Here is a 25,414-nt window from a genome sequence, read left to right as displayed (position 1 = left end):
GGGGCTTTTTCGTTGTCGCCGCAGTTGCGCGCCATCGAACCGTCAGATCAGCATGCGCCCCTGAGATGCGCAGGCACGAGTGGATGAGGCCGGATGTGCTTACCCACGAAAACCACCTTTCGGCTTGCTATGGCACAACGGGTAACTGGAGCACGACCTGAAAGGCCCATGCGGCCCCGTTCTGTCTACAAACACGCCCACCTTGCATACCGGGCAGCGCTCTTCGTTGATAGCCGTCCCTGAAATCCCGGTGACCTCCACGGCGCCTTCGTTCACCAGCTCATCCAGGAACGGCGAGTGCTTCCCTTGCAGGGTGAACATCGCAACCGAGCGTCGCGCACGCGTCAGCGCCACATAGAACAACCGCCGTTCTTCGCTCAGCGGGTAGGTATCACCCTCCGGCATCGCCAGGGAAAGCACCGGATCATCCGACCGTAGGCTAGGGAAGCCACGGTTGATCATGCCTGGCAGGATCACGTAGTCCGCCTCGCGGCCCTTCGATCGATGTGCGGTCAGGAACTCGACCTCCATCGTGCCGCCGAAGGCCGTCTTCCAATCCGAAGGCACTGCACCGCGATCCGCGCGATACCGCCCCAGAACAAAGACAGTCACGCGCCCGTTGCGGCCGTGCGGAACCGTACCCGCCAGCAGTTGCTGGTGCAGCTTCGACAGGTACTGGCGAACACCATCCTGCACCTCCTCACGCCGGTTCATCTGGAACGCCTGCAGCACCGGGCCCATTGCCGGCGCAGCAGAGCGAACTTCTTTGGCGATCTGCGTCGGATTGCGGCTGATGAAGCGGCTGGAAACATCACACAGTGCCTGTGGGCAGCGGAACGTCTGCTCCAGTTTCAGCACCTGGCCGTGCCCCATCCATTCGCGGAAACCGGTCATCACTGAAACATCGGCGCCGGCGAAGCGGTTGATCGACTGCCAGTCGTCGCCTACGGCAAACAGATAGTGGCCCGGGCGGTTGACCAATGCGCGGCACAAGCGGGCGCGGGCGCGCGAAGCGTCCTGGAATTCGTCGGCCATCACCAGCTCGTAGGGCGATTCATAGTGGCCCTGTTCCAGCAGCCCGGCGGCCATGTTCAACATGTCTTCGAAGTCGATGCTGCGTTCGTCCGCCAGCGCGTCGTCCCACGCCTGGAACACGGGTCCGGCGATTTCCAGGAAGCGCCGGTAGCGTTCCTTGAACTGGTCCTCGGGCATCTGCCGCAGACGCTCGGCCATGTCTTCCAGGCTCAGGCAGTTGCTCTTGGCGTGGGCAATGAAGGTGCGCATCAGCCCGATCAGATCCGCATCGGGCATGGGCTTGGCGCCGCTATCGGGCAGCTCGCGATCCGGGTTGGGGTCGAGCTCGATGCGAGATTCGCCCAGCCGTTCCGACAGGTGGTGCAGGGCCTCGCCACTGCGCAGCCCGAACGAGGTGGTCTCGACCAGCGCAGTACCGCGTGCGGCATGCTGCTCGCGTTTCCAGCGCACGCCATCGGCGTAGTTGGCAAACTGCTGCGGCGGCTGGCCGTCGGCATCCAGCGCGAAGTGCTCGTGGTACAGCTCGGCGTCCGGGTAATAGAAGTCCGGGCGATACTGGCGATGGGTATCCGTGGCGGTGTCGAACTCGTAGCGCCGCTCGTAGTCGTACGCCACGCCGTTGTAGAACAGCCAATCGGCAATCACGCACTCTTCCAGGCTCTTCACCCGTTCACCCTGCAGGGTGCGGATGTAGGGGGTGCCATCTCGGTCGTAGCCATCGGCCAGCATCTGCGCGCCCAGTGGCGGCAGATCGCGCCCGAATACCAGCCGGAACATGTCCCACTGGGTGCGGAAGTGGGTCGAGCGGTCCTTCAGGTCGTCCACCAGCTCGGCCAGCTTGTTGAAGCCCAGCGTTGCATCGATGGCCCATTCGGGAATATCGGGCTTGCGTCCCGTCGCCTTGGCGATGATGGACAGGCCAAGTGCATGGAAAGTGCGCGCCTCCACCACGGTATCGCCCATGCCCAGTCGCTGAAAGGATCGCTGTGCTCGATCTTCCAGCTCCTTGGCGGCGTCCTTGTTGAAGGCCAGCATCACGATGCGCTCGGGGGCCACAAAGCCACGGTCGATAGCGTAGGCAGCCTTGGCCACCATCGTGGAGGTCTTGCCGGAGCCGGCTGAGGCGACCACCTGCACGCGGTTGTCGAAACAGATGACCGCGCGGGCTTGTTCTTCGGTAAGCGGCTTGCTCTCCACCTGGTGCAGGAAGCTCCTGGCCAGCACCAGCTCGCGCGTTGCCATGGTCGCGTTGGCCTCGGCCCAGACGGCCGACCAATCCAGTTCCCAGTCGTGCAGGGCGTCCAGCGCGGCCCGCTGGCTGTGTGCGTGCAGGTCTTCGTGTACGGCGTCATCGAGGAACAGCTGCTGCAGCTCGGACGGCTGCAGGGGCAGGGCGGGGCGCTCGGCCAGCAGTGCTTGCTGCTGTTCGTGGGTGATCCAGCGGCGGTCGGCGCTGCCGCGGTCGGTCAGGGCGTCTGCCTCGGCCAGCCAGCAGAGGATCTGCGCGAGGATGTCTGCAAAGAGCGCTTTCCGACCGCGGGTCGTGCAGGTAAACAGGACCTGCTGCACGGCGGCCGAAAGCTGGGACGCCTGGCGGTTGGGCAGGCCATCGACGGACACCGTTTGATTGTCTTCAGTCTGCAGCTCGACCCGGGCCCAGAACAGGCCCGGAATGACCCGCACGCGCGCAACATCGTCCACGTGCTGGCGGTAGTGCTTTCCGCCCATGCGAATCTCGACGTATTCGCCTTCCAGCCGCAGCAGCCAGTGTGCTGAACGGGTCAAACGCTGGCCCCAGCCCGAGGGGCGCCATTCCATAGACATCCGGAAACTGCCTTGCATACGTCATTGGGCGTAAAGTGCCCTTACGGGCCAATGATAAGCGGGCTTGGTGTCGCGTGTGGCCTGTACCGCCTCCGCCTGAGCGCATGCGGGCTTGCACCGGGCTACCGTGGGGCCCGCAACCCGAGCTCGCCGCCGCTCAATGGATGCAACCCAGGAAGGATTCCCATGTCGAAGCTGATGCAGCATGTCCCGCGCCGAATCCGTGTGTTGGCCGTCGCGCTGTTGGCCGCAGCGCTGCCCGCCGCTGCACAGGCAGCCGTCTCATCACTGGCGTGTGGTCTCTGGTCGGAAGAGGCCGACGGGGCCTGGGATGCCGTGCGCTATGTGGATGGAGCCACCGGGGCTACGGAATCGCGCGACACCTATCAATGGACATCGAAGCAGGTCTCCTTCGGCACCGGTGCCTCGTTCAGTTGGAAACTGACCTACCACTGGCCGCGTGATGCGACCCGTCAGAAGACCGTTCCCGAGCGCGACGTGGTTGTGGGTATGGAGTTCCGGTTCAACGCAAAGGAGATCGGCCAGCCACTGAAAGACCCGGGGCATACGTGGATTCATCTGTACCGCTCCGCCGATCCGGCCAGACAGTTCTCGGTTCACTCCACCAGCCTGACCAACACCATGGACTGGACGCGCCTTCAGGATGGAAGCCTGTATGGGCGAGCGTTGTTGTCGCTGGACACGGTGCTGGCATTTGGCACGGACTTGGATGCCCTTGTCTGGAACATCCGTCGTGGTCCCGATCCGCTGGGCGTGACCCAGTCCGAGTTTGCGGGCGCGCTGCCCCTGTCAGCGATGCGCGGCAAGATGGCGCGGGTTTCGCAACTGCGCGTAGCGCTGGACCGCAAGGCGGCGAACTTCCGCAGTGAATGCAAGGCGCCCATCATGGTGGGGCAGTAGTGACCGTGGCCATGCCGCATGCGCGCCCGTAGCAGTCTGTGGCGGAATGCGACGAACCTATAGGCGCGTCGTGATCTGCATGATGGCGGCGCTTTGGGTAATTCGATCGTCGTAATCGGCCACGCCGTGGGCGATGGTCGACTGCTCCGCTGCGTGCGCTTCGTCACGGCTCCAGTACGCAGAAGGTCCCGGCTGTCGCAGGCGGCACACAATGCTGTTTCTGCCTCTTTTCAGCGCCGGACGGCGCGCGAATCATGGCTCCGCCAAGGCACCCGCCCTGGCCGGGATTGGCGTCCCGAACTTACGTATCACTACGGATCGTGTTGCAGCCACAACTGCAATCACGACAATGCACCGTCGGCCAGTCCATGGCGGACGGTGCGTGGGGATCTCTCGATCCGCCGGCTTTAGTGGTACGTATCCGGCACGCCAACCCGCACCGTCCGCCACCTTGCATCTGCAGGTGGTCACACCGTGAGGTTGCCGCCATGCCTGACCTGCTTTCCGACCATCCCCGTCTGCACGCGCTGCTCGGCGGTGCCTTGCGTGATCTTCCCAATGCTCTCGCCGAAAAGATGGAGGATGCGCTCAGTGATGCCGCCGCGTCCGTGCCGCCATCGGCGTTCTTCACGTTCCTGCAAAGCCACGGCAAAGGGCGCCGTGCTGATGGAGCACCCTGGAGCGAAACCCGCCTCACACCCGGCCGCGCATTCGATCTGGCCTTGGCGACTCGCAGCGCATCGGGCATCACCGCGCTCACTGCCATGTTGCACGCCGCACACGTAGCCCGGGAAAACGACGATCCGGGCTTCTGTCCGTCGGCGGCTCTGGTCGATGGTCTGTTCGACGCCTGCGAAGCATTGTCGTTGCAGGTAGAGCGCTGTCTCGTCCCTTGATTCACTGGTGCGCGGCAACGGGCAGGGTGGGGACTTCCAACCTGGTCCCCATGCCTGCGGTTCAAGCGCCGTGCTACTCGTTGTCGCTTTCTGCTTGATTTGCGCCGCTCGACCGCTTCGCGCGCTCTTTCAATTCAGCGACCAGGCGTCGCTGTTCTGCGTGCGGCATTTTGGCGGCGGCGAGAATGACATTGGCCAGTGCGTCGCTATCGGCCAGAAGATAGGCCAGCGGAACACCCAGTTCGGCAGCCATCTTTCCGGCAGTGGCAAAGTCCGGCTCCGACGTGCCCTGTTCGTAACGTGTCACCCGGCTGGACACCACATCCTCAGACAAGCCAATGCGCCGGCCCAGCTCGCGCTGGGAAATGCCCATCGCCAAGCGCGCTTCTTTGAGGCGCTTGGTGAACTGGTCGCGGAGAGGTGTGGGCGACATTACCCGCCTGGGCGCATTCTGTAACGGTCTACAGGATGGCAATCGCCCCACAATTCGTATGCTACATTATTTGTAGCATCGTGGGTCGGAGTAGCGTATGAAGCCGTCTTCGCGGCCAACGCCGTGTGGCAGCGCAACATCGGCAATCTGCCTTGTCTGCGGATACCGCGGCCCGATGGCCATCAGCGGTGGCCGCAGGCATTGGTCTGGCTCCGGGTGGGCCTTCATGTTTCTGGCGCTGCTTGGCGGGGTATTCGGTTTCGTACTGATGGGCGTGCTTGGGATGCTCGCTCTATCGATTCTGATCGGCATTGTGGGCGCACTCGTGGTCCGTCCGTCCTCTGCTTACCACTCCTGTCCTAGATGTCGCGTCGAACTGCAGTGGCGTTGAATGCACCGTCCGGCACGACGATGGAGTTGCGTAGGAAAAATCTGATCGTGGGCGGGTAGTGATGACGTTCCTGTCCCGTTGATCGGCCATTGCCTATAGTGGGTCCAAACCCCGCAATGGAATGGCCCGATGCACCCAATGTCCTCCGGGCGGTGCCTGGCACTCGCAATCGCCGTCGCCGTTAGCGCCAGTGCCTGCGCACGGCCGCCGTCCACCGAACACGAAAGGAATCCCGCCATGTCTGGCGCAACACAGACCGGCCGCACTCTCAACGGCCACACCTATACCAACGCGCCCGTGGACGTGAAGCTGGGACCGAATACTTTCCGTATCCCCGCCAACTATCTGGACAGCCAGATCGCGCCATGGCCGGGTGAGGGAGTTTCGCTGGTCATTGAATGGCCGGACATGACGCCGACTGCACCGGGCGCACGGGCCAATCCCCGTACGAATGATTTCCGCAGGGAGATCGCGGTGGCGGTGAACTACATCGACAGGATTCCAATCGAAACTTCGCTTGCGCGACTGTCGTCCAACGAGGCCCTCACCGAGGAGGGATCGGTGGAGCGTGGTGATCCGCGGGCTCGCTTGGACCTGCGGATTGCCCGGCCAGCGACACTGGGACTGATCCCGTATGCCATCGATGAAGAGAAGATGGCCCGCTACTCGAAGGACTACGAAGCACGCTACGGCAAGCCTCCTGTTCGCAACCCAGCCTATGAGGATGACTGGTACGTTGCACGTGATGACGCTGGTCAGCTCACAACGTTCCTGAAGTGCGAAACCACCCGATTCCGGGGTGATGGCGTGCGCCTGGAAGGCGATCAGGTCGTCGACCTGGAAGACCCGGTCGCAGCGGGTTGTACCCACTATTTCGTGGATGTCGAGAACAAGCTTTCGATCACCTTGAACTACAAACGTGTGTTCCTGAAGGACTGGAAGCGCATGGAAGACGCGGTACGTGATGTTCTGGCACGCACCAAGGCCAGGTGATCAGAAGACAGGTCAAGGAGTAATTCATGGGTGGACTGACCCAGAAGGACATCAGGATCCTCACTGTCTATGCGGATTCGGGCAACCGGGAGCTCTACTGGAACTATCTCTCGCAACTTCCCGGTGCAGACGGGTATGGAACGCTGGCGTTGGGCGTTGTGCGCAACGACAGCCTGCCTGGGCGGGTGGCAAACAGCTACGCGCAGGAACGTGCGCGAACGCAGCACGACGATGGGTCACGCTTTCCCAATGCGGTGTTGAGTGAACGGCAATGGGAGGCGTTCGGACAGAGTCTGCTCAAGCAGGACCTCGTGTTGCGGCAATACTGGTCGCAGCAGCAGCGCCCGGATCTTGCCTTGAACCTGCCCGGCAAGGATGTGATGACCGCGCACGACCGTGCGTTCGAGCAGCATCGCCTGGATCCCAATTGCTGGACACCCCGCGTGCTGCTTCAGGCCGCACTGGAAAAGAGTGGCCCGCAGAAGCTGGAGCAGATCTGGACCAACATGCTCGACAACGATGGGGCCGGACTCCCGCGGGTGGGAAGTACCAGCCGCGATGCGATCACCCAGATGGGATTGAGCAAGGGGAGCCAGTACCTCGGCACGCTGACGTTCCATGAAGTCACCCAGGCCCTGGGTGGCCGCTCCTCGGTCGACCCCAACGTCATCGGCGGCCTCAATTCCTACGCGTTGTACTTTGAAAAGGACAGTAAGTGGGTCAGTGTGACCTCCGGCGGTGGGCACAGTTCGCTGCGCGAGATCACCGATCCGGCCCGCATCGCCGAACTCGATGATGCCCGCGAAGTCCGCCTGGAACGCCAGCAGAAGGCCACCCAGTTCCACCCGGAAGACCAGTACCGAACCATCACACGCAGCCCGCTCACTGCATCGGTTGACGGCGTGCCCGACCTCCAGCGCGGCCCGATGCGTCTGGCAGACATCGGACCGGGCCACGCCGATTACGGTCTGTTGCAGCAGGTCAGCGGACATGTCGCCGGCATCGACGCGAGAGCGGGGCGCACGCCGGACGAAAACAGTGAACGACTGACGGCCAGCGTGATGGCCCTTGCTCGGCAGAACAACCTGGACCGTGCCGACCATGTGCTGCTCAGTGTGCAGACCGCGGACAGCCCTGCCGGCCGCAATGTGTTCGTGGTGCAGGGTGATATGAACGACCCGGCGCACCTGAGGGCGTCCATGCCCACCGATGTGGCCGTGCAGACCCCGGTGGAGCAGTCGTTGCAGCGGCTGGAATTGGCCAGCGCGGAACGGCAGGAGGCGTTGTCGCAGCGCCAGCAGCAGGAGCTGGACAACCAGGTGCGCGAGCATCCGCAGATGCGCATGGCGTAGTGCGCAGCAGGGCGGGGCAGTGGGGCGTTCCCATTGCCCCAGCAGTAGTCACTTGCCCGGCGCATCCGCCGTCTGCGCTGCGACCATCGCCTGCTGCATTTCCTTCAGCGACAGGTAGCCATCGCCGTCGGTATCCAGCCCCGTGAAGTACTTCGCGATCTCCGGCACCACGGTCGCTTCTTCCTTGCTGATCTTCCCGTCCTTGTTCTTGTCCATCGCAGCAAACGCGGTATCGATCGAGTCAGCCTGCTTGCTGAAACGCGCCTGCTGATAGGCGCTGAACTCGGCCTTGTCGACGCGACCGTCCTTGTTGGTGTCCATCGCGGTGAAGGTCGAATCGATATAGGCCTGTTTCGGGTCGGCGGGCGCGGCCTGTGCAATCAGGGGTGTTGCGCACAGCGCAACCAGCAGAGCGGTCTTGTTCATACGCATTGCGTGTAATCCTTCAATGAGGGGAGATCAGCGGCAGGGGTAGGTGTAGCCATCGCGGTCGCGATAGCTGTCAGTGCGGCGGTCGTAGTTGCCGTAGCGGTTCATGCAGTAGTCGGCGCGCTCACGGGTCTCGCGTTCGCGCTTTGCCGCCGCCGCTATCACGCCGGCCACCACGGCGGCACCCACCACGCCCACCACCACGCCTGTGGTCTTGGCGTCGTGTCGGCGTTCACGCTCCCGCTCCCGTTCTCGGCGCTGCCAGTCATCGCGATCACGATCGCGATCACGATAGTCCTGGTTCCACTGTGGGTTGTAGCGGTCGCCACGCTGCGCATGGGCATCGCCGGAGTAGGGCATCAGCACCAGCAGTTGTGTGGCTGCTGCCAGCAGCAGCGCAGTTTTTCCTGTTTTCAGAAACATCGTCCAGCTCCTGTGCGGACATCGTCGGTAGCTGCAGTACACACCGCAGACATTGCGCGAACCTGCCGTCACCGCAGGCAATTGCAGCGACTACCGGACCAGCGCTTCCACCGGGTCCAGCTGCGCCGCGCGACGTGCAGGCAGGAAGCCGAAGCCGATACCGATCAGGCTGGAACACGCGAATGCCGCAATGATCGAGTTCGCCGAGAACACCAGGCTGAAGCCCACGTCGGCCAGTGCCAGCACTGCGCCCAGCAGCAATGCCACGCCAATGCCCAGCACGCCGCCGAGCAGACATACCAGCACCGACTCGATCAGGAACTGCTGCAGGATGTCGCTGCGGCGCGCGCCCACGGCCATGCGTACGCCGATCTCACGGGTGCGCTCGGTCACTGATACCAGCATGATGTTCATTACCCCGATACCACCCACCACCAGCGCGATGGCGGCAATGGAGCTGATCATCATGGTGAGGATGCCGGTGGTCTGTTCGATCGACTGGCGGATCTGCGCGTTGTTGCTCATGTAGAAGTCGGTGCTGCCATGGCGGCGCGTCAGCAGCCGTGCAATGGCCTGCTCGGCCGCTTCCATGCTGATCGCATCGGATACGCGCACGGTGATGCTGGACACATGGCTCTGGCCCAGCATCCGCGCCATGGCCGTGGTGTAGGGCATCCATACCCGTAGCAGCGAGGTGTCGCCGGCCGCGCCAGCGTCCTTCTTCACTACACCCACCACGCGCACCGGCACGTTGCCCAGCAGCAGGGTCTGCCCGATGGGGTTCTCGGCTGCGGCGAAGAAACGCGCACGCGTGTTGGCATCAATGATCGCCACCTGTTGGTAGCTGGCCACACCCGGTGCGCCGAAGAAGGCGCCTTCCCCCAGCTTCAATCCGTGCACGCGGAAGTACTGTTCGCTCACACCCTGCACCTGCACGCTGGCCGAACGGTTGCCGCGCAGGGCGGTGCCCGTGGTGGCCACGCCAGGAGTGGCACTGTCCACGAACGGTTGCCCGGCCAGGGCCGCGCTGTCGCCCGGAGTAAGGGTCTCCACCCGTGCCGCGTGCAGATCGCCAAAGCCTGAGCCGGGATAGATCTCGATGGTGCTGGTGCCCAGCGAGGAGATGTTGGACAGGATGGCCTGCCGCGCACCCGTGCCCAGCGCGACCACCGATACCACCGAGGCGATGCCGATGATGATGCCGAGCATGGTCAGGAAGGTACGCATGCGATGTGCGTTCATGGCGCGCAGGGCCATGCGAAAGGCTTCGGAGAAGCGATCGCGCACGGCCTGCCAGCCGCGGCCATCTGCGCGTTGCGGCAGAGCGGTCGGCGCCACGCCCGCTGCCGACGCAGTAGCCGTGGCACGGTCATCGACAATTCGCCCATCGCGGATCTCGATGATGCGCTGGGCGTGCTCGGCCACGGCCATGTCGTGGGTCACCAGCACCACCGTGTGGCCTTCGGCATGCAGTTCGCCGAGGATCTTCATCACTTCCTTGCCTGACTGTGTATCCAGGGCGCCGGTGGGTTCGTCGGCAAAGATCACCGCACCTCCATTCATCAGAGCGCGCGCGATCGACACTCGCTGCTGCTGGCCACCCGACAGCTCGCCGGGCAGATGCTGCATGCGTTCGCCCAGGCCCAGCCGTGCCAGCAGTTCGGCGGCCCGCGCGTGGCGCTCAGCGGCGGGCATGCCGGCGTAGATCGCTGGCACTTCCACATTGCTCAACGCGGTCAGGTCGGTCAGCAGGTGGTAGCGTTGGAAGATGAAGCCGAAGTGTTCGCGGCGCAGTTCGGCCAGCTCATCGGGCGACATCTGCGCGGTCTGGCGTCCCGCAATCTCGTACGCGCCCGCAGAGGGCCGATCAAGGCAACCGAGGATGTTCATCAGCGTGGACTTGCCAGAGCCGGACTGGCCGACTATGGCCACCAGTTCACCGGCACGGATGTCCAGGTCCACACCGTCCAGTACCACCAGGGTCTGTTCACCGGCGGCGAATTCACGACGCACCCCACGCACGCTCAGCAGTGGCTCGCTCATGGCTGCGCTCATCGGGGCTGCGTGGGCGCGGTGGCGGCTTCGTCGCTGGCTTGAGCCAGCACGACCTGCTCGCCTTCCTTCAGCCCGCTGCGCACTTCCACCTGGATCTGGTCATCCAGTCCGATGGTGATACGCCGCGCCACGGCGCGCCCATCTGCACCACGCACCTGCACGGTGTAGCTGCCGTCGCCATCCCGCGCACCCAGGGCAGCAGAGGGAATGGTCAGCACGTTGTGGGCGCGCCCGAGCACGATGCGTACCTGGGCGGTCATGTAGCTGCGCAGGCGCCCATCACGGTTGTCCACGTCGAACTGGCCGTTGTAGTACATGGCGGTACGGCTGCCGGCGGACAACGCCGGTGACGTGAGGCTGGATGCATCTTCGTTCGTGATCGATTCGGGCGCGGGCGCGATGTCGCGCAGCGTGCTGCTGTAGCGGCGGCCCGCATCGCCAAGGATGGTGAAGAAGGCTTCCTGGCCGACCGTGGTGTGCACAACGTCGGCCTCGGAGATCTCGGCGTAGACTGTCATCACGTCCTGGTTGCCCAGCATGACGATGGTCGGTGCGCTCTGTACCGCATTCACCGTCTGACCCTGGCGGGCGACGACCGCCAGCACTGTGCCGTCGGTGGGCGCGGTGATGCGGGTGTACTCCAGGTTGGTCTGCGCGATGTCCACGTCGGTCTGCCGCTGCACGATCTCACCGTCCAGCGCGGTGATCTGCTCGCGGGTCGCGTCCACCTTGGCCTTTGCAGCATCGAAGTCGGCACGTGCCACCAGCTGCGATGCCACCAGTTGCTGCTGCCGCCGCAGGGTCAGTTCGTACTGGCGTAGATCAGTGGCCAGTGCATCGCGGTTGGCGCGTGCGGTGCGCTGCGCCGCCTGCGCACTCAGCAGCGCATTGCGTTGGGTGCGTGAATCGATTTCGGCAATCGGGTCACCGGCCTTCACCTTGTCGCCCAGCTTCACGTGCAGTGTTTCGATGCGTCCGGAAACCTGCGCGCCCACGCTCACCAGCCGCGATGGCTTGAGGGTGCCGGTGGCTTCCACCACCTGCTCGATGTTCCCACGCACCACGGACGCGAGCTGCAGCGGTGGCGGCGGTGCCGGTCGGAGCCAGAACCAGACGGCAATGGCAGTGCACAGTACGGCACCGGCGGTCATCAGCAGTCGGCGGTGTTTACGCGGTGCCGTGCTCATTCGCACAGCATCCAGAAAGGGCAGGTCATCGGTGGTCCTCGCGGCAGGAGAGATGCACGCGCCGGGTACCGGGCGTGGATGGCCGTCGAGTCTCAAGGTGATGGATTGCGTGAACCTTGCGGCGCTGTCGTGGTTGTCAGGTCACTTCCATGGCGATGACCAGCGCCACGGTGATGAACTGCAAGGCACTGCCCAGCACCAGCAATGCGCTGCGCAGACGGTCGGATGTCATGCGCAGGCTGCAGAGCTGGCACAGCGTGCCGATCACCAGCCCTGCGGCAGCGAGTGTGCTGGTCGGCTGCGCGTGCACGCCTTGAATCGCCAAGGGTACCCATGCGCTGCCCAGCATCGCCCATGCCGCATGCCTGTCTATGTAGCGCAGTGGGGCGGGGATCAGCCGTGATGTGGTTGATTGCCATGCCGACACCGCATGCAGTGCGGCATGCGCTACGACAAAGAACACTACTGCGCAGGCCATGGCTGCGTGCGCATGGCGTTGCGTCGAGATCACCAGCGCACTGCCCGGCAGCAGCAGGAACAACACGGCAAACAGACGCATCAGCACGTCCGGGCGATTCGTTGCGGGTATCACGCGCAGCCACTGCGGCCAATGCGGCAGCGCACGCATTCGATCAGCGCGCGAACGCCGATTCCAGGCAGCTGCGGTCAAACCGGATGTAGCCGGTGTCGCGCGGAATCGGGCAGAAGAGGAGGGGGGAGGAACTCCTTCGATCACGTGCGGGCTTCCTGTCGGTACGGAACGCGATGGCATCACAGATGCCACCGGTCCGATGCTGCGCAGCGAACATTGCCGCAACCTTGCCTTGCGCCGCTGCCTGCTGCGCATGGACAGGCGGCAGTCACGGATGTGTGGGCGCCTTCAGTGCTCTAGGGGTGGCGCTGAGGTCACGCCCGGATGCTGCGGGAACTCGACGCGGATCAGCGCGCCACCACCGGCGGCATCCAGAATCGTGACGTGACCACCGTGACGGTCGATCACCTGCCGCACGAGGTTCAGTCCCAGGCCGGCGCCGGTCTGACGGGGCCGCAGCCGCTGGAATGGCTCGAACACGCGTTCGCGCTGGTCCACCGGAATGCCGGGGCCATCGTCTTCCACTTCCAGGCAGCTGCCCTGCACCCGCACGATGATATGGCGGCCGCCGTGCTCGGCGGCGTTCAATACCAGGTTGGAGATCACCCGTTCCACCGCACCGGCTTCGCCCAGCACCGGGAAGTGTGGTTCCACCGCGACTGCCACCGTCTTGTCCGACTGGATCAGCAGCGGTGCCAGATCGGCCGCCACCCGTTTGGCCACCCGGGCCAGGTTGAGGGTTTCCTTCGGGCCGTCCTCTTCCATGCGGTGCAGGTCCAGCAGTTGCTCGGCCAGCGTCGCCAGACGCGCGACTTCCACAGCCAGGCTGCGCGAGGTCGAATCATCTGCGGCGTCGATCTTCACCCGCAGGATGGCGATCGGCGTGCGCAGCTCATGCGCCGCTGCGGCGATGAAACGGCGTTGCCGCTCGTGCCCTTCATCCAGGCGGCCCAAGGCATCGTTGACGGCGGTCACCAGCGGCGCGATCTCCACCGGCACGGCGGTCTCGGTCAGGCGGATGCCGCGACGGCTGGCCGAAATGTTGCGGGCTTCCTGCGCGATGCGTTCGACACCGGCCAGTGCCCGCCGCACGATGATCGGGGTCAGGATGATGGTGGCCAGTGCCAGCAACAGGAAGATCGGCAGGGTGATGATGTGCGCCGCCAACGCCATCTGCATGGTCAGCGAATCGGTTTCGCCATGCGCCATGATGGTCAGCTTGCCGGCCGGCCCACTGTGCTGGCGTACCACCACCGCCAGGCCATCGCTGCGATCACGCCCGCGCAGGTCGCCATAGGGGATGCCATCGAGGGCGCCGACCATCGAGGCATAGGCCGGTGGCACATGGCCGAAGGTGACGTGGTGCCCATGCTCATCCTCGGCGATGAACCACGCACCGGGGACGATCTTCAGCAGTTCGGCCAGCTCTGGCGTGTGCACTACGTACAGTTCGCCATTGCGGTCGCGGTGCACCGCCTCGGCTGCCACAGGCGCGAAGGTCTGGATGGTGTAGTAGCCGCCGCTGTCGGCACGAACCAGCACCATCAGCAGAGCGAAGAACGCCACCAGCAGGGCCAGCAACTGGTAGATCAGCGTCTTGACGATCAGTGGGCGCTTCAACGACGGTCGACGCGCCTTCACTTGCTTTCCCGCATCAGATAGCCAACCCCGCGAATGGCGTGGATCTCCACGCCTGCATCTGCATCGGCCAGCTTGCGGCGCAGGCGCGAGACGTGCGAATCCAGTGTGTTGGAATGGATGCCGTCGTCGAAGCCATACACCGCCATCTCGATGGATTCGCGCAGGACGGTGCGGCCCAGGCGCCGTGCGAGGGCGGCCAGCACCCGGATTTCGCGACGCGGCAGCTCCAGCCGCTGGCCGCCCACACTGGCTTCGCCCGAGGCGGGATCGAACACCAGCCGGCCGATGCTGATGGACTCCACCTGCAATCCGCTTGGGCGACGGCCCGCCGCCCGGATCCGTGCGAACAGTTCCTCCAGCGCGAAGGGTTTGGCCAAGTAGTCATCGGCCCCTTCATCCAAGCCGGCAATCCGGTCCGGCAGCTGGCCCAGCGCGCTCAGTACGATGATCGGCACCCCGGGATTGTGCTCGCGCAGCAGGGAAATCAACGCCAGGCCATCGCCATCGGGCAGGGTGCGGTCCAGCAGCACCAGGTCGTGCAGGCCGCACAGGGCTGCCTCCCGGGCCAGTACCAGGGTATTGGCCAGGTCCACCACATAGCGCTCGCGCTGCAGGGCGGACTTGAGGGTGGCGGCCAGTTCGGCTTCGTCTTCGATCAGCAGGATGTGCATCAGCAGGGCTTGGGCAGGGAGGGGCCGCAGAGGGGCGGTTCGGCACGCGCCGGCACCGTATTACAGGAACATTGCGTGAACATGGCGTGCCTCCGCATCTGCCGGAAGGCCATGGCGGGAGGCGATGAAGCCGAAGATCCGGCGCAAGGTTCACGCAATCCAGGCGCTCCAGCCTTGGCGCCCTTCGCAGTTCCCATCCCTGGAGTCACCATGAAATTGTTCGTTCCGCTGCTGTTCCTCGCCGCGCTGACCGGCTGCACCACCGCCAAGATGACCGTCACCCCCGATGGCCGCCGTGGCGTTTCCATCGACTGCAGCGGCTCCAGTTCCTGGAGCGGTTGCTACGAGAAGGCCGGGCAGATGTGCCCGGGCGGCTACGTCGTCTTCAGCAAGGACGGCGATGATGGCAATGCCATCGCGGTGGGCAACAAGAATGGGTTCACTTCCACCCAGATGGCCACCCGCTCGATGCTGGTGTCCTGCTCGGGCTGATGCAGGCCGGGGAGGTGGTCATTCCACCTCCCTGAGGCGTTGCGCAATAGCGCTGCCTAGAAGCTGTAACCGGCCTGCACATATACCCGGCGCGGCTCACCCGGGAAATGGCCATTGCGCTCGATGAAACCGCTGGCCGCATACACCTTGTCGAACAGGTTCTTGACGTTGGCCTGGAACTGCCACTGCTTCCACGTGGTTTTCCAGCTCATATCGAACACCGCGTACGGCTTCACCCGTTGGCCATCCAGGCTGATGCGCTCATCCACGTAGTCGGCACCAAAGCCAACGGCCGAGTTGATCGCCGGCAGGTCGTAGCGCGTCCACAGCCCCAGCTTGTTGCGCGGTGCATTGGCGAAGCGGTTACCGGAGGCGTTGGTGATGCCATTGGGACCTGCGTCTTTCACCCGCGCATCGTTGTAGGCGTAGGTGAGGTTCAGCACCCAGCGCTCGGTCACGTCGGCCAACAGATCCATCTCCATGCCGGTGCTGCGCACCAAGCCCAGCGCCGCCTGCTGGTTCACCCCATTGATGACCTCGCCAGTGGCCTGCACGATGTTGCTGCGGTCAATGCGGTAGGCCGCAAGGTTCAGGCTCACGCGCTCGGCCAGCAGCGATTTCATGCCTACTTCCCATTGCCTGCTGCGCTCCGCATCGAACGGGCCGCCTGCCGTGGAATTCTGGTTTGCGGCTGACTGCGGTACGAAGCCGCTGGCCACGTTGGCATACAGATTCAGACCATCGCGCACGGTGAACGTACTGCCCAGGCGCCAGCTGATGTCGTTGCCATCCACGCTGCTGCCGGCAATGCGGTCATGATCCTTGAATCCATCCCAGCGCAGCCCGGCCAGCACATGCCAGCGTGGGGTCAAGGCAAGTTCGTCCTGCAGGTAGCCGCCATAGCGCCTGCTGCGTGTGCTGGTGCTGCGCCAGGGCAGGGCAGACAGGTTGTAGTCGTGCCAGGTGCTGGCGCCGTACACCGGATTGAACAGATCGATACCGCGCACCGGCCCCGCGCCGCGGGCGAGGTCGGCGCTGTTGGCGGTCTGCGCGGTGAAATCCGCGTCCAGCTGGTACACGTCCGCGCCGAACAGCACCTTGTGTTCGACAGCACCGGTGCTTACCCGCCACACCGCATTGGCGTTGGCGGTGAACGCCTCGTTGTCGCGTATCTGGTTGCGCAGCTGGCGCGTCATCCATTCGGCGACGCCATCACGGTCGCGGTCGATCAGGCCCACCGGCTCGTGGTACATCTGGTGTTCGCTGTTGCTGAACCAGCGTGCGGCGACGTCCACGTCCAGGTTGTCGCGCGGCGCGAAGCGGTACTGCGCCAGCGCCACCTTGGCGCGCATGTCCAGGAAATCGCTGGCTTCGTTGTGGTTCCAGCGGCGGTCGGTCAGGAAATTGCCGTTGTCATCGACCGGCACACCGCGTAGGCGGTTGCCGCCGAGGTTCTGGGTGATGTCGGTGAACTGCAGCGTGAGCTCGCCGGTATTGCCCACGTCGAATGCCAGCGAGGCATCGCCGATCACGCTTTCACTGTCGGTGTTCCAGCGCACGCCCTGTTCGCTGTCGCCATACAGGCCGGCGCGGTAGCGCACCGTGCCGGCGGCATTCAACGGCCCGGTACCTTCGATCGAACCAGCGCGGAAATCGCGGTTCCCGACCTGCAGTTCGATGCGGCGTTCGGCAGTGGCCTTCGGCTTGCGGGTCACATAGTTGATGACGCCGCCAGCGTCGCCACCCCCGTACAGCGCGCCGGCCGGCCCCTTCAACACCTCCACCCGCTCGATGTTGAACAACTGCGGCACCGAGAAGCCTGCATAGGGATCGCCGCGCAGGCCGTCATACAGCACGTTCTCCTGACGGAACCCGCGCAGGGTCACCCCGGCATAGCTGAAGTAGCTGATGCCGCTGATGCTGCGATAGAGATCGGTCACCTGGCGTGCGGCCTGGTCGTCGATCAGCTCGCGCGGCAGCACCTGGATGGACTGCGGCACCAGTTCCAGCGGCGTATCGGTACGGGTGCCGACCGCGGCATCATCTACCCGGTACAGCGTCTGAGCGCGGCCACGCACCTCCACCTTGTCCAGCTCCTGCACGCTCCTCGGCGGGGCGTCGGTGGCATAGCCTGGAACAGCGAAGGCCAGTGTCGTCGTGAGGCACAGAATGCTCTGGCGGGGCAGCAGGTAGGGCATGGGCGTTGTTGGCGTGGCTGCAAATGAGAAAGATTAGCATTTGCAGTGGGCGCATACCCATCACCCGATTGCGCTATGGACGCGCGGACGGATCCGTATAAGGCGTACCGGCCAATGCCACCAGCGTCCCTGTCGCGCCGCGCACGATCAGCGGCACCATCGCCTGTCGCGGATCTCCGCCGCAGGACAGCACGCGCAGCCCCTGTTCGTAGGCGGCCACCATCGACGCCATCAGCATCGACGCGGCCAGTCGCGCGTCGGCGTCGCCGACGGGCCGCCCTGCAGACTCAGCCATCAACCGTGCCAGGTCATCGGTCAGCAGCGCCTGCAGCTCCCGCGCATGGGCCACCAGCACCGCGCTCTGGGCCACGGTTTTCCAGAACGACGCCGCACCGGCGTTGATCCGCAGCAATGGGTGGCCAGTGTCCAGCAGTTCCCGCACCAGCGCCTGGAAGGCGGCCAGCGGCGTCATGGACGTGCGCGCGCCCATACCCTCTCGCAGCAGCTGCCGCGCTTCCTCATCACGGTCGAACACCAGCTGTTCCTTGCTGGCGAAGTAGTTGAACACCGTCTTGCGCGAAACCCCGGCGGCGTCGGCGATCTCGCTCATCGACACGGCCTCGAAGCCGCGCTCGATGATCAGCCGGGTGGCGACGTCGGAAATCGCCTGTCGGGTCTCGGCTTTGCGTTGCTCGCGGCGGCCGGGTGGCGGGGCCATGGGTGACTCACTTGTGAAAAAGTACACCGAGTGTAACATTGTCGCCGCCAGAGCGCCGGCCCGGTGCTCATGAGGATTTCCAATGCGGTACGACGTCGTTATTGCCGGGGCTGGCCCGGTTGGACTGTTCCTGGCCTGCGAGCTCGGGCAGGCGGGATGCTCGGTGCTGGTGCTGGAGCAGGCGGCCTCGCCGGAGTCGCCGCTGAAGCGCCTGCCGTTCGGGCTGCGCGGCTTGAATGCCCCCACGCTGGAGGCACTCGACCGGCGCGGCCTGCTGGATGCCGTGGCTGCTGGCCAGGTGCTGAAGCCGGAGAAAGGCCCGCCGCCACCGGGCACCGCGCATTGGCTGTCGCAGCCGCGCCGGTTGGGTGGGCACTTCGCCGGTATTCCGTTCGCGCTGGGCAACGTCGATAGCGGCCGCTGGCCCTGGCGCCTGCCCAGCCCGGTTGGCACGCAGATGGCGGTGGAGCTGCAGGCGCTGGAGGCCGTGCTGGCCGAGCGCGCGCAGGCGCTGGGCGTGGTGACCCTGCGTGGCGCGGGTGTGCAGGAAGTGCGGTTGGCTGCCGACGAGGTCCAGGTTGAGGCGGGCGGGCAATCCTTCCGCGGGTGCTGGCTGGTCGGCTGCGACGGTGGCCGCAGCACCGTGCGCAAACAGTGCGGTTTCAGCTTTGCCGGTACCGATCCGGAGTTTACCGGTCACTCGCTCAGCGTCGAGCTTGAGGATCCGACGCTGCTCAGTCCCGGGCGTCACACCACCGCGCAGGGCATGTGCAACTTCAATCCGCCGGGCACCATCGCCCTGGCTGATTTCGACGGCGGCGCCGGCCATCGCCAGCCGCTCGATCGCGAATCGGCACAGGCGCTGCTGCGGCGTATCTCCGGCCGCGACGCAACGATCACCACACTGCACCTGGCGACCACCTGGACTGATGGCGCGCGGCAGGCCACCGCCTATCGCCGTGGTCGCGTGCTGTTGGCGGGCGATGCCGCGCATGTGCATTCACCGCTGGGCGGGCAGGGCCTGAACCTGGGCCTGGGAGATGCGATGAATCTTGGCTGGAAGCTCGCCGCCGTCGTGCGCGGCGCAGATGAAGCCCTGTTGGATACCTATCAGGCCGAACGCCACCCTATCGGCGCGCGTGTGCTGGAATGGTCGCGCGCGCAGGTTGCACTGATGCGCCCAGGCGCGGGCTCACGTGCGCTGGCCGCCATCGTGGGCGATCTGGCAGAAACGCGTGATGGCGCCACGTATCTCGCCGAGCGCGTGTGGGGCGTGGGCCAGCAGCTGGATCTGGGTCAGGCCCATCCGCTGGTGGGCCGCAGCACACCGGACTTCCTGCTGGCCGATGGCCGCCGCATGGGGGAGCTGCTGCGCGCAGGGCAGGCGGTGCTGCTGGTGTTCGATGCCGCTGCCTCGTCGTGGGCGGCGGTTGAAGCCGAGCGATCGCGCATCCTGTGTATCGCGCAGCCGGCTGTGGATTCGCTGGGCCTGTCCGCGCTGCTGGTTCGTCCGGACGGCATTGTCGCCTGGGCCAGTGATGGCGCCGATGCGACGGGACTGGCACAGGCCGTACGGGAATGGGTGTGCCCCGTTGGCAAAGAGGCGATTGCCTGAGTTCCGGCGCAGCCCGCGCAGGGCTGCGCCGCCCTCTTTCAGTGGTCCTTCTTCTTCCCGCTCAGGTCCAGCGGCTGGTCACTGCCTTTGCGTTCGCTCGACCACACCTCAACGCTCTTGCTGCATCGGCTTTCGCGGGCGGCAACCTCAGGCGGCAGGTCTTTCACATGCGGCGACTCCTGGCAGGCGGCATGCATGGCCGAATCATCATAGGTGGCACAGGCGCTGATCGAGGCGAGTGCAAGAACGCCGAGGGCGGAGCGGAACAGGGGCTTCAGGAGGCGCATGGGGGTCTCGGAAGGGGGCTGGTCTGACCATCGAATTCAATCCGTGACCCGGCACACGCGCAATCCCACTGGCAGCACTTGTTATGGAGTAACAATTATGGAGATACTCGGGAGTTGCCGACTGCCGGTCAGGCAATGCAGATCAGGAACACTGTCGACAGCGCCAGCATCAACACGAACACGCGCCGGCTCAAGGCCAGACAGGTCAGGCAGGCCGCCAGCGCCCAGGCCGCCAGCAGCACGCATCCCAGCAACCACAGCCCGACGGTCATCATCGAACCGGCTGCTGCTGCGGACAATGCAAAGGCCTTGAACAGCGCCACACCCAGCACGCTGCCCAGCGCGCCGGCCCGCAGGGCAATCGCATCGTGGCAGGTGGGGGAAATCTGGCGGTGCATGAGGGCTGTGTCGCGCGTGGGAAGCTGGCGTGCGCCACTCTGCAGCAAGGCAGATCTACGCCGCGTGTTCGTCAACCTGCAGTGTGGTTACCGCACGCGAAGCGCTGCTGCCTCAGTCGAACTCGCCGTCTACCGCTTCCAGGCGGCGACGGTATTCGGCCCGGTGTTTGAACAGCCGCTGGCACTCTTCCGAGCGGTAGATGCGGCTGCGGGGCTCGTTCGCCACGGAGTCGCACATCTTGGCGATGTGGTTGTTCCCGGCCAGCTCCATCACGAAGAACACCGCGGTAATCCCAGCGCCCAGCAGCACCACATACAGCAGGCGGCTGAGCCAGCGATAGCGCTTGCGTTCGACGTGTTGCTGCAGCGTCAGGTCGAAGCGGATGATGCTCAGCACGATCCAGACCACGCTGACGAGGAAGCAGAGCGTTGGCAGCAGCCCGCGCCAGAGTCCAGCCTCGTAGACCGATTCGCTGTAGTGCACCGCCGCGCCGGCACCGGCGATGGCGATCGCCAAGGCCCAGTTGCGGCCCAGCGAGAGCAGGTCATCGAGCAGCTTCTCGCGTCTATGGGGAGTGACTGCCACGGAGCATCCTTGAGCAAGACCCTCGGCCGCCGATTGCGGCCGATCTGCGCAGATGGTGGGGCATCACCGAGGTGATGAGAAGCTGGGCCTTCAGTGGCTGCCGGCGGCAGCGGCCTTGCGGTTCTTCTCCAGCATCACCGACACGCACCACAGCAGCAGGCCACCGACCGCAGTCGCCGCACCTACGTAACCGGTGGTGGCCGGGCTGAAGCCAGCGCTGATCGCCATGCCGCCCAGCCACGGGCCGAGCGCATTGGCGGTGTTGAACGCCGCATGGTTGGAGGCGGCGGCCAGGGTCTGCGCTTCGCCGGCCACGTCCATCAGGCGGGTCTGCAGCACCGCAGCGAGGGCGCCCATCGTACCCACGGTGATGATCATCGGGCCGATGGTCCACACCGATTCAGCGGCCAGCGGGTACAGCAGCAGCATCACGATCGACCAGAGCAGCACCACGGCGGCTGCCTTGAAGTGGAACTTGTCGACCAGCCAGCCACCAGCGATGTTGCCGATGATCGCGCCGATGCCGAACACGCCCACCGCCAGCGGCATCCACGACTCGGCCACGCCGGTCACCTGCACCAGGGTCGGTGCCAGATAGGTGAACACGCAGAACATGCCGGCAAAACCCACCGCGCCGATCGACAGCGCCAGCCACACCTGGGTGGTGTTGAACGCGCGCAGCTCGCGCATCGGCGAGGTCCGCACCTCATCCGGGTCGGGTAGGAGGAAGCGCGCGATCATCGCCACCGTGGCGATGGCCAGCACGCTGACCAGAGCGAACGCGGTGCGCCAGCTCAGCTGCTGGCCCAGCCAGGTGGTCAGCGGATTACCGATCAGGATTGCCACGGAGAGGCCGAGCAGTACTCGCGACATCGCTTGGCCGCGCTGGCCGGCCGGGCTGATCGCTGCCGCCACCAGCATCGCCACGCCGAAGTAGGCGCCATGCGGCAGGCCAGCGACGAAGCGCGCCACCAGCATCGTGCCGTAGTTCGGTGCCAATGCGCTGGCCAGATTGCCGACGGCATAGAAGCCCATCAGCGCCAGCAGCAGCTTGCGGCGCGGGAAGCTGGCGCCGACGAAGGCCAGGATCGGTGCACCGACCACCACGCCGATGGCGTAAGCGCTGATCAGGTGGCCGACCTGTGTTTCGCTGATCGAAAGGCCGCGGCTGATCTCCAGCATCAGGCCCATGCTGGCGAATTCGCTGGTGCCGATGGCGAAGCCGCCCAACGACAGGGCAAGGATGATGAGGGTGCGCTGGCGCGGCGTCAGCCGAGCAGCCAGAGGGGAATTGGGGCTCATGCGGGGGCGCAAAGGGGCGGGGAAGCGCCACATTGTACTGCTGCACCGCAACAGGCATCAGCCGGGCTGGGGGTAAATCAGTGTTCGATGGGTGGTGCTGCCCGTGCTGGCTGCTGGCCAAGCGCCACCAGGGCCTGTCGGTATTTATCGCGCAGGCGCTCGGCGGTGGCAGTATCCAGTGACGCCAGCCGCGCTTCATCCGCGTTGTCGGCGATATCGGCCAGCTTGACCTTAAGCGCCAGCGGATCTGCAGCTATCCGGGTGTAGTACGTGGCGGCATCCGCCGCAGACGTCCGGCTGAGCAGCCGAACCGCGTCCTGCAACGGGGCCGGGAAGGCCTGCACCTGCTCAGCGAAGGCGGGGCAGTCCTCGACAACATCATGCAGCCAGGCCACCACCTCGGCCTCATCATCGCCGCGCACGGCAGCGGCGACCCGGCCGACGTGGCCGATGTAGGGATGTCCTGCCTTGTCGACCTGGCCGGCATGGGCCTCCATCGCCAGCGTGCGTGCGTGTGCTACCCAGTCCATTGCGATCTCCCCGGCCCAAGCGTGTATTGTCGTATGGGTCGTCTACATGCCGCCACCACGGCCGTGCAGGCATCATCGGACGCTGCAGGAACGGCATCTGGATTCCATCAGGGAGATGAGACATGCAGGAATACACCCATCAGCTGGAACTACGCGGCCGCTTCCGTCTGGTAGCGGTGACCCACGAGCCGGTGTACGCTCCCGGCGATGTGGTCGGCCATGCGGTCATTGTCGACGATGGGGAGCGTCTGACCGACCTGATGTCGTTGGCCGATGCGCGCCGGTACCTTGAGGAACTGGTGCGGGAAGAGGGCGTGGAGCCCGGGCTGCAGAATGAAGTCAACCTGCGGAAGAAGGCGTCGCAGCGACGCCCCCGCTAAGCCGTCGCGCCCATGGGGCGCATCATGGAGGATTCGGGTGTTGTCCAGTAAGAAGTATCTGCTCATCGCCATCATCACGCTGGCGACCCTGCTGCTCGGGTTCGTGTTTTCCGGTTACCTGACATTGCTGCTGCTTGGTCTGGATACCAAGCTGCTCACCTGGAATACCTATTACCAGTATTTCCACGCCATCGGCCAGCCGCAGGTTGCCCCGTTCGTGGGCAAGATCAAATGGGCCGGTTACCTCGGCTTCGGCCTGCCGCTGCTGGTGCTCGCCATCGTTGGCCTGGTTGTGCTGCTGAAGAAAGACAAGCGATCGCTGCACGGTGACGCGCGCTTTGCCACCGGCGCCGATCTTGCCAAACATGGCATGTTCAAGAAGAGCGGCCAGAGCATCGTGGTCGGCAGCCATGGCGGCAAGCTGGTGCGCCTGGATGGCCAGCAGTTCGTCATCCTGGCTGCCCCCACCCGTTCGGGCAAAGGCGTCGGCGTGGTCATCCCGAACCTGCTGGAGTACGGCGAATCGCTGGTGGTGCTGGACATCAAACAGGAAAACTTCGACCTGACCAGTGGCTGGCGCGCCAGCCAGGGGCAGGAGATCTACCTGTTCAACCCCTTCGCCGAAGATCGCCGTACCCATCGCTGGAATCCGCTCAGCTATGTCTCCGATGACCCGGCATTCCGTGTCTCGGACCTGATGAGCATCGGCGCGATGCTGTATCCCGATGGCTCGGAAGACCAGAAGTTCTGGATCAGCCAGGCGCGCAATGCCTTCATCGCCTTCACCCTGTATCTGTTCGAGAACTGGGATGACGAGCGCAGCAGCGGCTTCCCGGGCGGGCAGGGCACGCCGACCCTGGGCGCGGTCTACCGCCTGTCCTCCGGTGACGGCAGCGACCTGAAGAAGTTCCTCAAGGGCTTGTCCGAGCGTCCATTCCTGAGCAGCAACGCGCGTTCGGCGTTCGCCAACATGCTGTCCCAGGCCGACGAGACTTTCGCCTCGATCCTCGGCACCTTCAAGGAACCGTTGAATCCCTGGATCAACCCGGTGCTGGACAAGGCCACCAGCACCAACGACTTCCTGCTCACCGACGTCCGCAAGAAGAAGATGACCATCTATATCGGCATCCAGCCCAACAAGCTGGCCGAAAGCCGATTGATCATCAACCTGTTCTTCAGCCAGCTGATCAACCTCAATACCAAGGAACTGCCCAAGTCCAATCCGGACCTGAAGTACCAGTGCCTGTTGTTGATGGATGAGTTCACCTCGATCGGCAAGGTCGAAATCATCGCCTCGGCGGTGTCCTACATGGCCGGTTACAACGTGCGCCTGCTGCCGATCATCCAGAGCATGTCGCAGCTTGATGCCACCTATGGCCGTGAAGTCTCGCGCACCATCATCACCAACCACGCGCTGCAGATTCTTTACGCACCGCGCGAGCAGCAGGATGCCAACGACTATTCGGACATGCTGGGTTACACCACCATCCGCAAGAAGAACGTCACCCACGCGCGTGAAAAGACCCATAGCTTCACCGAGGAGCGCCGCGCGCTGATGTTGCCGCAGGAGCTCAAGGCGATGGGGCCTGACCATGAGGTCTTCCTGTACGAAGGCATCCCGCATCCGGTCAAGTGCGACAAGATTCGCTACTACAAGGACCGCTATTTCACTTCACGTCTACTGCCAAAGGTTGACGTGCCGATGCTTGATGTCTAAGTTGCAGACTTGAAAGTGTGACGGATGCACGCATTCATGGAAGTGAATTAGTGAAGTGCGTCAAAGAAGCGCCATACGTTGGTCAAAATTCAGATTTGTCTGACATGGAATTGACGTGTGGTTGTGCCACTCTATGGGTGGCCTGCGAATCTGTGTGATTCGTCATGCTTTCAGAGTGGCCAGGAGTTTCAGCCATGGGAACAGGGATGGTTCCGACGTTGGTGAGGGTGCGTGAAAGGCGCCTCGGATGAGGTTGCTTCACGCGACTTGGTTGGCAGCTTTCGAGCTGCAGGGGAACCGTGCCCATGTGCTGTTAAGCAGTGCATTGGTTACGTTTCCGGCGTGCAT

Annotated in this window: 24 protein-coding genes; 8 read left to right on the top strand and 16 right to left on the bottom strand. The window is 64.5% G+C overall.

Translation table 11 applies throughout. The features are described 5' to 3' along the window. Nucleotides 1-99: 99 nt before the first annotated feature. Nucleotides 100-2,853, bottom strand: coding sequence for a UvrD-helicase domain-containing protein (locus ACQ5SA_RS03695; protein WP_499313327.1), 2,754 nt, complete (start codon nt 2,851-2,853; stop codon nt 100-102). 192 nt (nt 2,854-3,045) lie between these two features. On the opposite strand from ACQ5SA_RS03695, the gene ACQ5SA_RS03690 reads away from it, so the two are divergent. Together ACQ5SA_RS03690 and ACQ5SA_RS03685 are read left to right on the top strand one after the other, a co-directional pair. After that, on the top strand, nt 3,046-3,780 hold the full coding sequence (locus tag ACQ5SA_RS03690; RefSeq protein WP_499312724.1) for a hypothetical protein: 735 nt from the start codon (nt 3,046-3,048) through the stop codon (nt 3,778-3,780). A gap of 488 nt (nt 3,781-4,268) precedes the next feature. Continuing rightward, nucleotides 4,269-4,676 (top strand): hypothetical protein, encoded by a 408-nt coding sequence (locus ACQ5SA_RS03685; protein ID WP_499312723.1) that lies wholly within the window; start codon nt 4,269-4,271, stop codon nt 4,674-4,676. A 73-nt stretch (nt 4,677-4,749) separates the two neighbouring features. On the opposite strand, the gene ACQ5SA_RS03680 is transcribed toward ACQ5SA_RS03685, so the two are convergent. After that, on the bottom strand, nt 4,750-5,109 hold the full coding sequence (locus ACQ5SA_RS03680) for a helix-turn-helix domain-containing protein (protein WP_499312722.1): 360 nt from the start codon (nt 5,107-5,109) through the stop codon (nt 4,750-4,752). 520 nt (nt 5,110-5,629) lie between these two features. Here ACQ5SA_RS03680 and ACQ5SA_RS03675 point away from each other — a divergent pair. Both ACQ5SA_RS03675 and ACQ5SA_RS03670 read left to right on the top strand, forming a co-directional pair. Then, nucleotides 5,630-6,493: a Smlt3025 familytype IV secretion system inhibitor gene (locus ACQ5SA_RS03675; protein ID WP_499312721.1), complete on the top strand. Its 864-nt coding sequence runs from the start codon at nt 5,630-5,632 to the stop codon at nt 6,491-6,493. A 26-nt stretch (nt 6,494-6,519) separates the two neighbouring features. Then, nucleotides 6,520-7,845 (top strand): Smlt3024 family type IV secretion system effector, encoded by a 1,326-nt coding sequence (locus ACQ5SA_RS03670; protein ID WP_499312719.1) that lies wholly within the window; start codon nt 6,520-6,522, stop codon nt 7,843-7,845. Nucleotides 7,846-7,893: 48 nt separating this feature from the next. Here ACQ5SA_RS03670 and ACQ5SA_RS03665 read toward each other — a convergent pair whose 3' ends face one another. The 7 genes from ACQ5SA_RS03665 to ACQ5SA_RS03635 form a co-directional block, all read right to left on the bottom strand. Further along, nucleotides 7,894-8,271, bottom strand: a complete 378-nt coding sequence (locus ACQ5SA_RS03665) for an EF-hand domain-containing protein (protein WP_499313324.1) — start codon at nt 8,269-8,271, stop codon at nt 7,894-7,896. A gap of 33 nt (nt 8,272-8,304) precedes the next feature. Further along, nucleotides 8,305-8,697: a hypothetical protein gene (locus tag ACQ5SA_RS03660; RefSeq protein WP_499312717.1), complete on the bottom strand. Its 393-nt coding sequence runs from the start codon at nt 8,695-8,697 to the stop codon at nt 8,305-8,307. A 90-nt stretch (nt 8,698-8,787) separates the two neighbouring features. Continuing rightward, nucleotides 8,788-10,740, bottom strand: a complete 1,953-nt coding sequence (locus ACQ5SA_RS03655; RefSeq protein ID WP_425507287.1) for a MacB family efflux pump subunit — start codon at nt 10,738-10,740, stop codon at nt 8,788-8,790. 8 nt (nt 10,741-10,748) lie between these two features. Beyond that, nucleotides 10,749-11,939: an efflux RND transporter periplasmic adaptor subunit gene (locus tag ACQ5SA_RS03650; protein ID WP_499312715.1), complete on the bottom strand. Its 1,191-nt coding sequence runs from the start codon at nt 11,937-11,939 to the stop codon at nt 10,749-10,751. Nucleotides 11,940-12,075: 136 nt separating this feature from the next. Further along, a complete protein-coding gene (locus tag ACQ5SA_RS03645; protein WP_499312713.1) occupies nt 12,076-12,498 on the bottom strand; it encodes a hypothetical protein in 423 nt (140 codons plus the stop codon). A gap of 321 nt (nt 12,499-12,819) precedes the next feature. Continuing rightward, a complete protein-coding gene (locus ACQ5SA_RS03640) occupies nt 12,820-14,172 on the bottom strand; it encodes a sensor histidine kinase (protein ID WP_499312711.1) in 1,353 nt (450 codons plus the stop codon). Then, complete coding sequence (locus ACQ5SA_RS03635; RefSeq protein ID WP_499312709.1) at nt 14,169-14,843, bottom strand: response regulator transcription factor; 675 nt, start codon at nt 14,841-14,843, stop codon at nt 14,169-14,171. The genes ACQ5SA_RS03640 and ACQ5SA_RS03635 overlap by 4 nt, the downstream gene beginning before the upstream one ends. A gap of 210 nt (nt 14,844-15,053) precedes the next feature. On the opposite strand from ACQ5SA_RS03635, the gene ACQ5SA_RS03630 reads away from it, so the two are divergent. Next, nucleotides 15,054-15,335: a hypothetical protein gene (locus ACQ5SA_RS03630; protein ID WP_499312707.1), complete on the top strand. Its 282-nt coding sequence runs from the start codon at nt 15,054-15,056 to the stop codon at nt 15,333-15,335. Between the two features lie 56 nt (nt 15,336-15,391). Here ACQ5SA_RS03630 and ACQ5SA_RS03625 read toward each other — a convergent pair whose 3' ends face one another. Further along, the gene (locus ACQ5SA_RS03625) at nt 15,392-17,533 is read right to left on the bottom strand and encodes a TonB-dependent siderophore receptor (RefSeq protein WP_499312705.1); all 2,142 of its coding nucleotides are present in this window, start codon (nt 17,531-17,533) and stop codon (nt 15,392-15,394) included. Between the two features lie 73 nt (nt 17,534-17,606). After that, nucleotides 17,607-18,251: a TetR/AcrR family transcriptional regulator gene (locus tag ACQ5SA_RS03620; protein ID WP_499312703.1), complete on the bottom strand. Its 645-nt coding sequence runs from the start codon at nt 18,249-18,251 to the stop codon at nt 17,607-17,609. Between the two features lie 82 nt (nt 18,252-18,333). Here ACQ5SA_RS03620 and ACQ5SA_RS03615 point away from each other — a divergent pair, with 82 nt between their 5' ends. Further along, nucleotides 18,334-19,866, top strand: coding sequence for an FAD-dependent monooxygenase (locus ACQ5SA_RS03615; RefSeq protein WP_499312701.1), 1,533 nt, complete (start codon nt 18,334-18,336; stop codon nt 19,864-19,866). Nucleotides 19,867-19,904: 38 nt separating this feature from the next. Here ACQ5SA_RS03615 and ACQ5SA_RS03610 read toward each other — a convergent pair whose 3' ends face one another. From ACQ5SA_RS03610 to ACQ5SA_RS03590, 5 genes are all read right to left on the bottom strand, one after another. After that, on the bottom strand, nt 19,905-20,153 hold the full coding sequence (locus ACQ5SA_RS03610; RefSeq protein WP_499312699.1) for a hypothetical protein: 249 nt from the start codon (nt 20,151-20,153) through the stop codon (nt 19,905-19,907). Between the two features lie 128 nt (nt 20,154-20,281). Then, nucleotides 20,282-20,551 (bottom strand): hypothetical protein, encoded by a 270-nt coding sequence (locus ACQ5SA_RS03605; RefSeq protein ID WP_089236035.1) that lies wholly within the window; start codon nt 20,549-20,551, stop codon nt 20,282-20,284. A 112-nt stretch (nt 20,552-20,663) separates the two neighbouring features. Then, nucleotides 20,664-21,137, bottom strand: a complete 474-nt coding sequence (locus tag ACQ5SA_RS03600) for a hypothetical protein (RefSeq protein WP_230112034.1) — start codon at nt 21,135-21,137, stop codon at nt 20,664-20,666. A gap of 90 nt (nt 21,138-21,227) precedes the next feature. Further along, nucleotides 21,228-22,439: an MFS transporter gene (locus ACQ5SA_RS03595; protein ID WP_230112032.1), complete on the bottom strand. Its 1,212-nt coding sequence runs from the start codon at nt 22,437-22,439 to the stop codon at nt 21,228-21,230. 77 nt (nt 22,440-22,516) lie between these two features. Continuing rightward, entirely contained in the window at nt 22,517-22,969 is a 453-nt protein-coding gene (locus ACQ5SA_RS03590) for a phosphohydrolase (protein ID WP_230112030.1), read from the bottom strand. Between the two features lie 122 nt (nt 22,970-23,091). Here ACQ5SA_RS03590 and ACQ5SA_RS03585 point away from each other — a divergent pair, with 122 nt between their 5' ends. Beyond that, a complete protein-coding gene (locus ACQ5SA_RS03585; protein WP_230112028.1) occupies nt 23,092-23,349 on the top strand; it encodes a hypothetical protein in 258 nt (85 codons plus the stop codon). Between the two features lie 37 nt (nt 23,350-23,386). Continuing rightward, nucleotides 23,387-25,066: a type IV secretory system conjugative DNA transfer family protein gene (locus ACQ5SA_RS03580; protein ID WP_230112026.1), complete on the top strand. Its 1,680-nt coding sequence runs from the start codon at nt 23,387-23,389 to the stop codon at nt 25,064-25,066. Nucleotides 25,067-25,414 lie beyond the last annotated feature (348 nt).

Origin of the sequence: Stenotrophomonas indicatrix (assembly GCF_050573115.1) — a bacterium.
Classification (GTDB): Bacteria; Pseudomonadota; Gammaproteobacteria; order Xanthomonadales; family Xanthomonadaceae; genus Stenotrophomonas; species Stenotrophomonas lactitubi_A.
The sequence above is the reverse complement of the archived record's forward strand: the minus strand, read 5'-3'. Positions and strand labels throughout refer to the sequence as shown.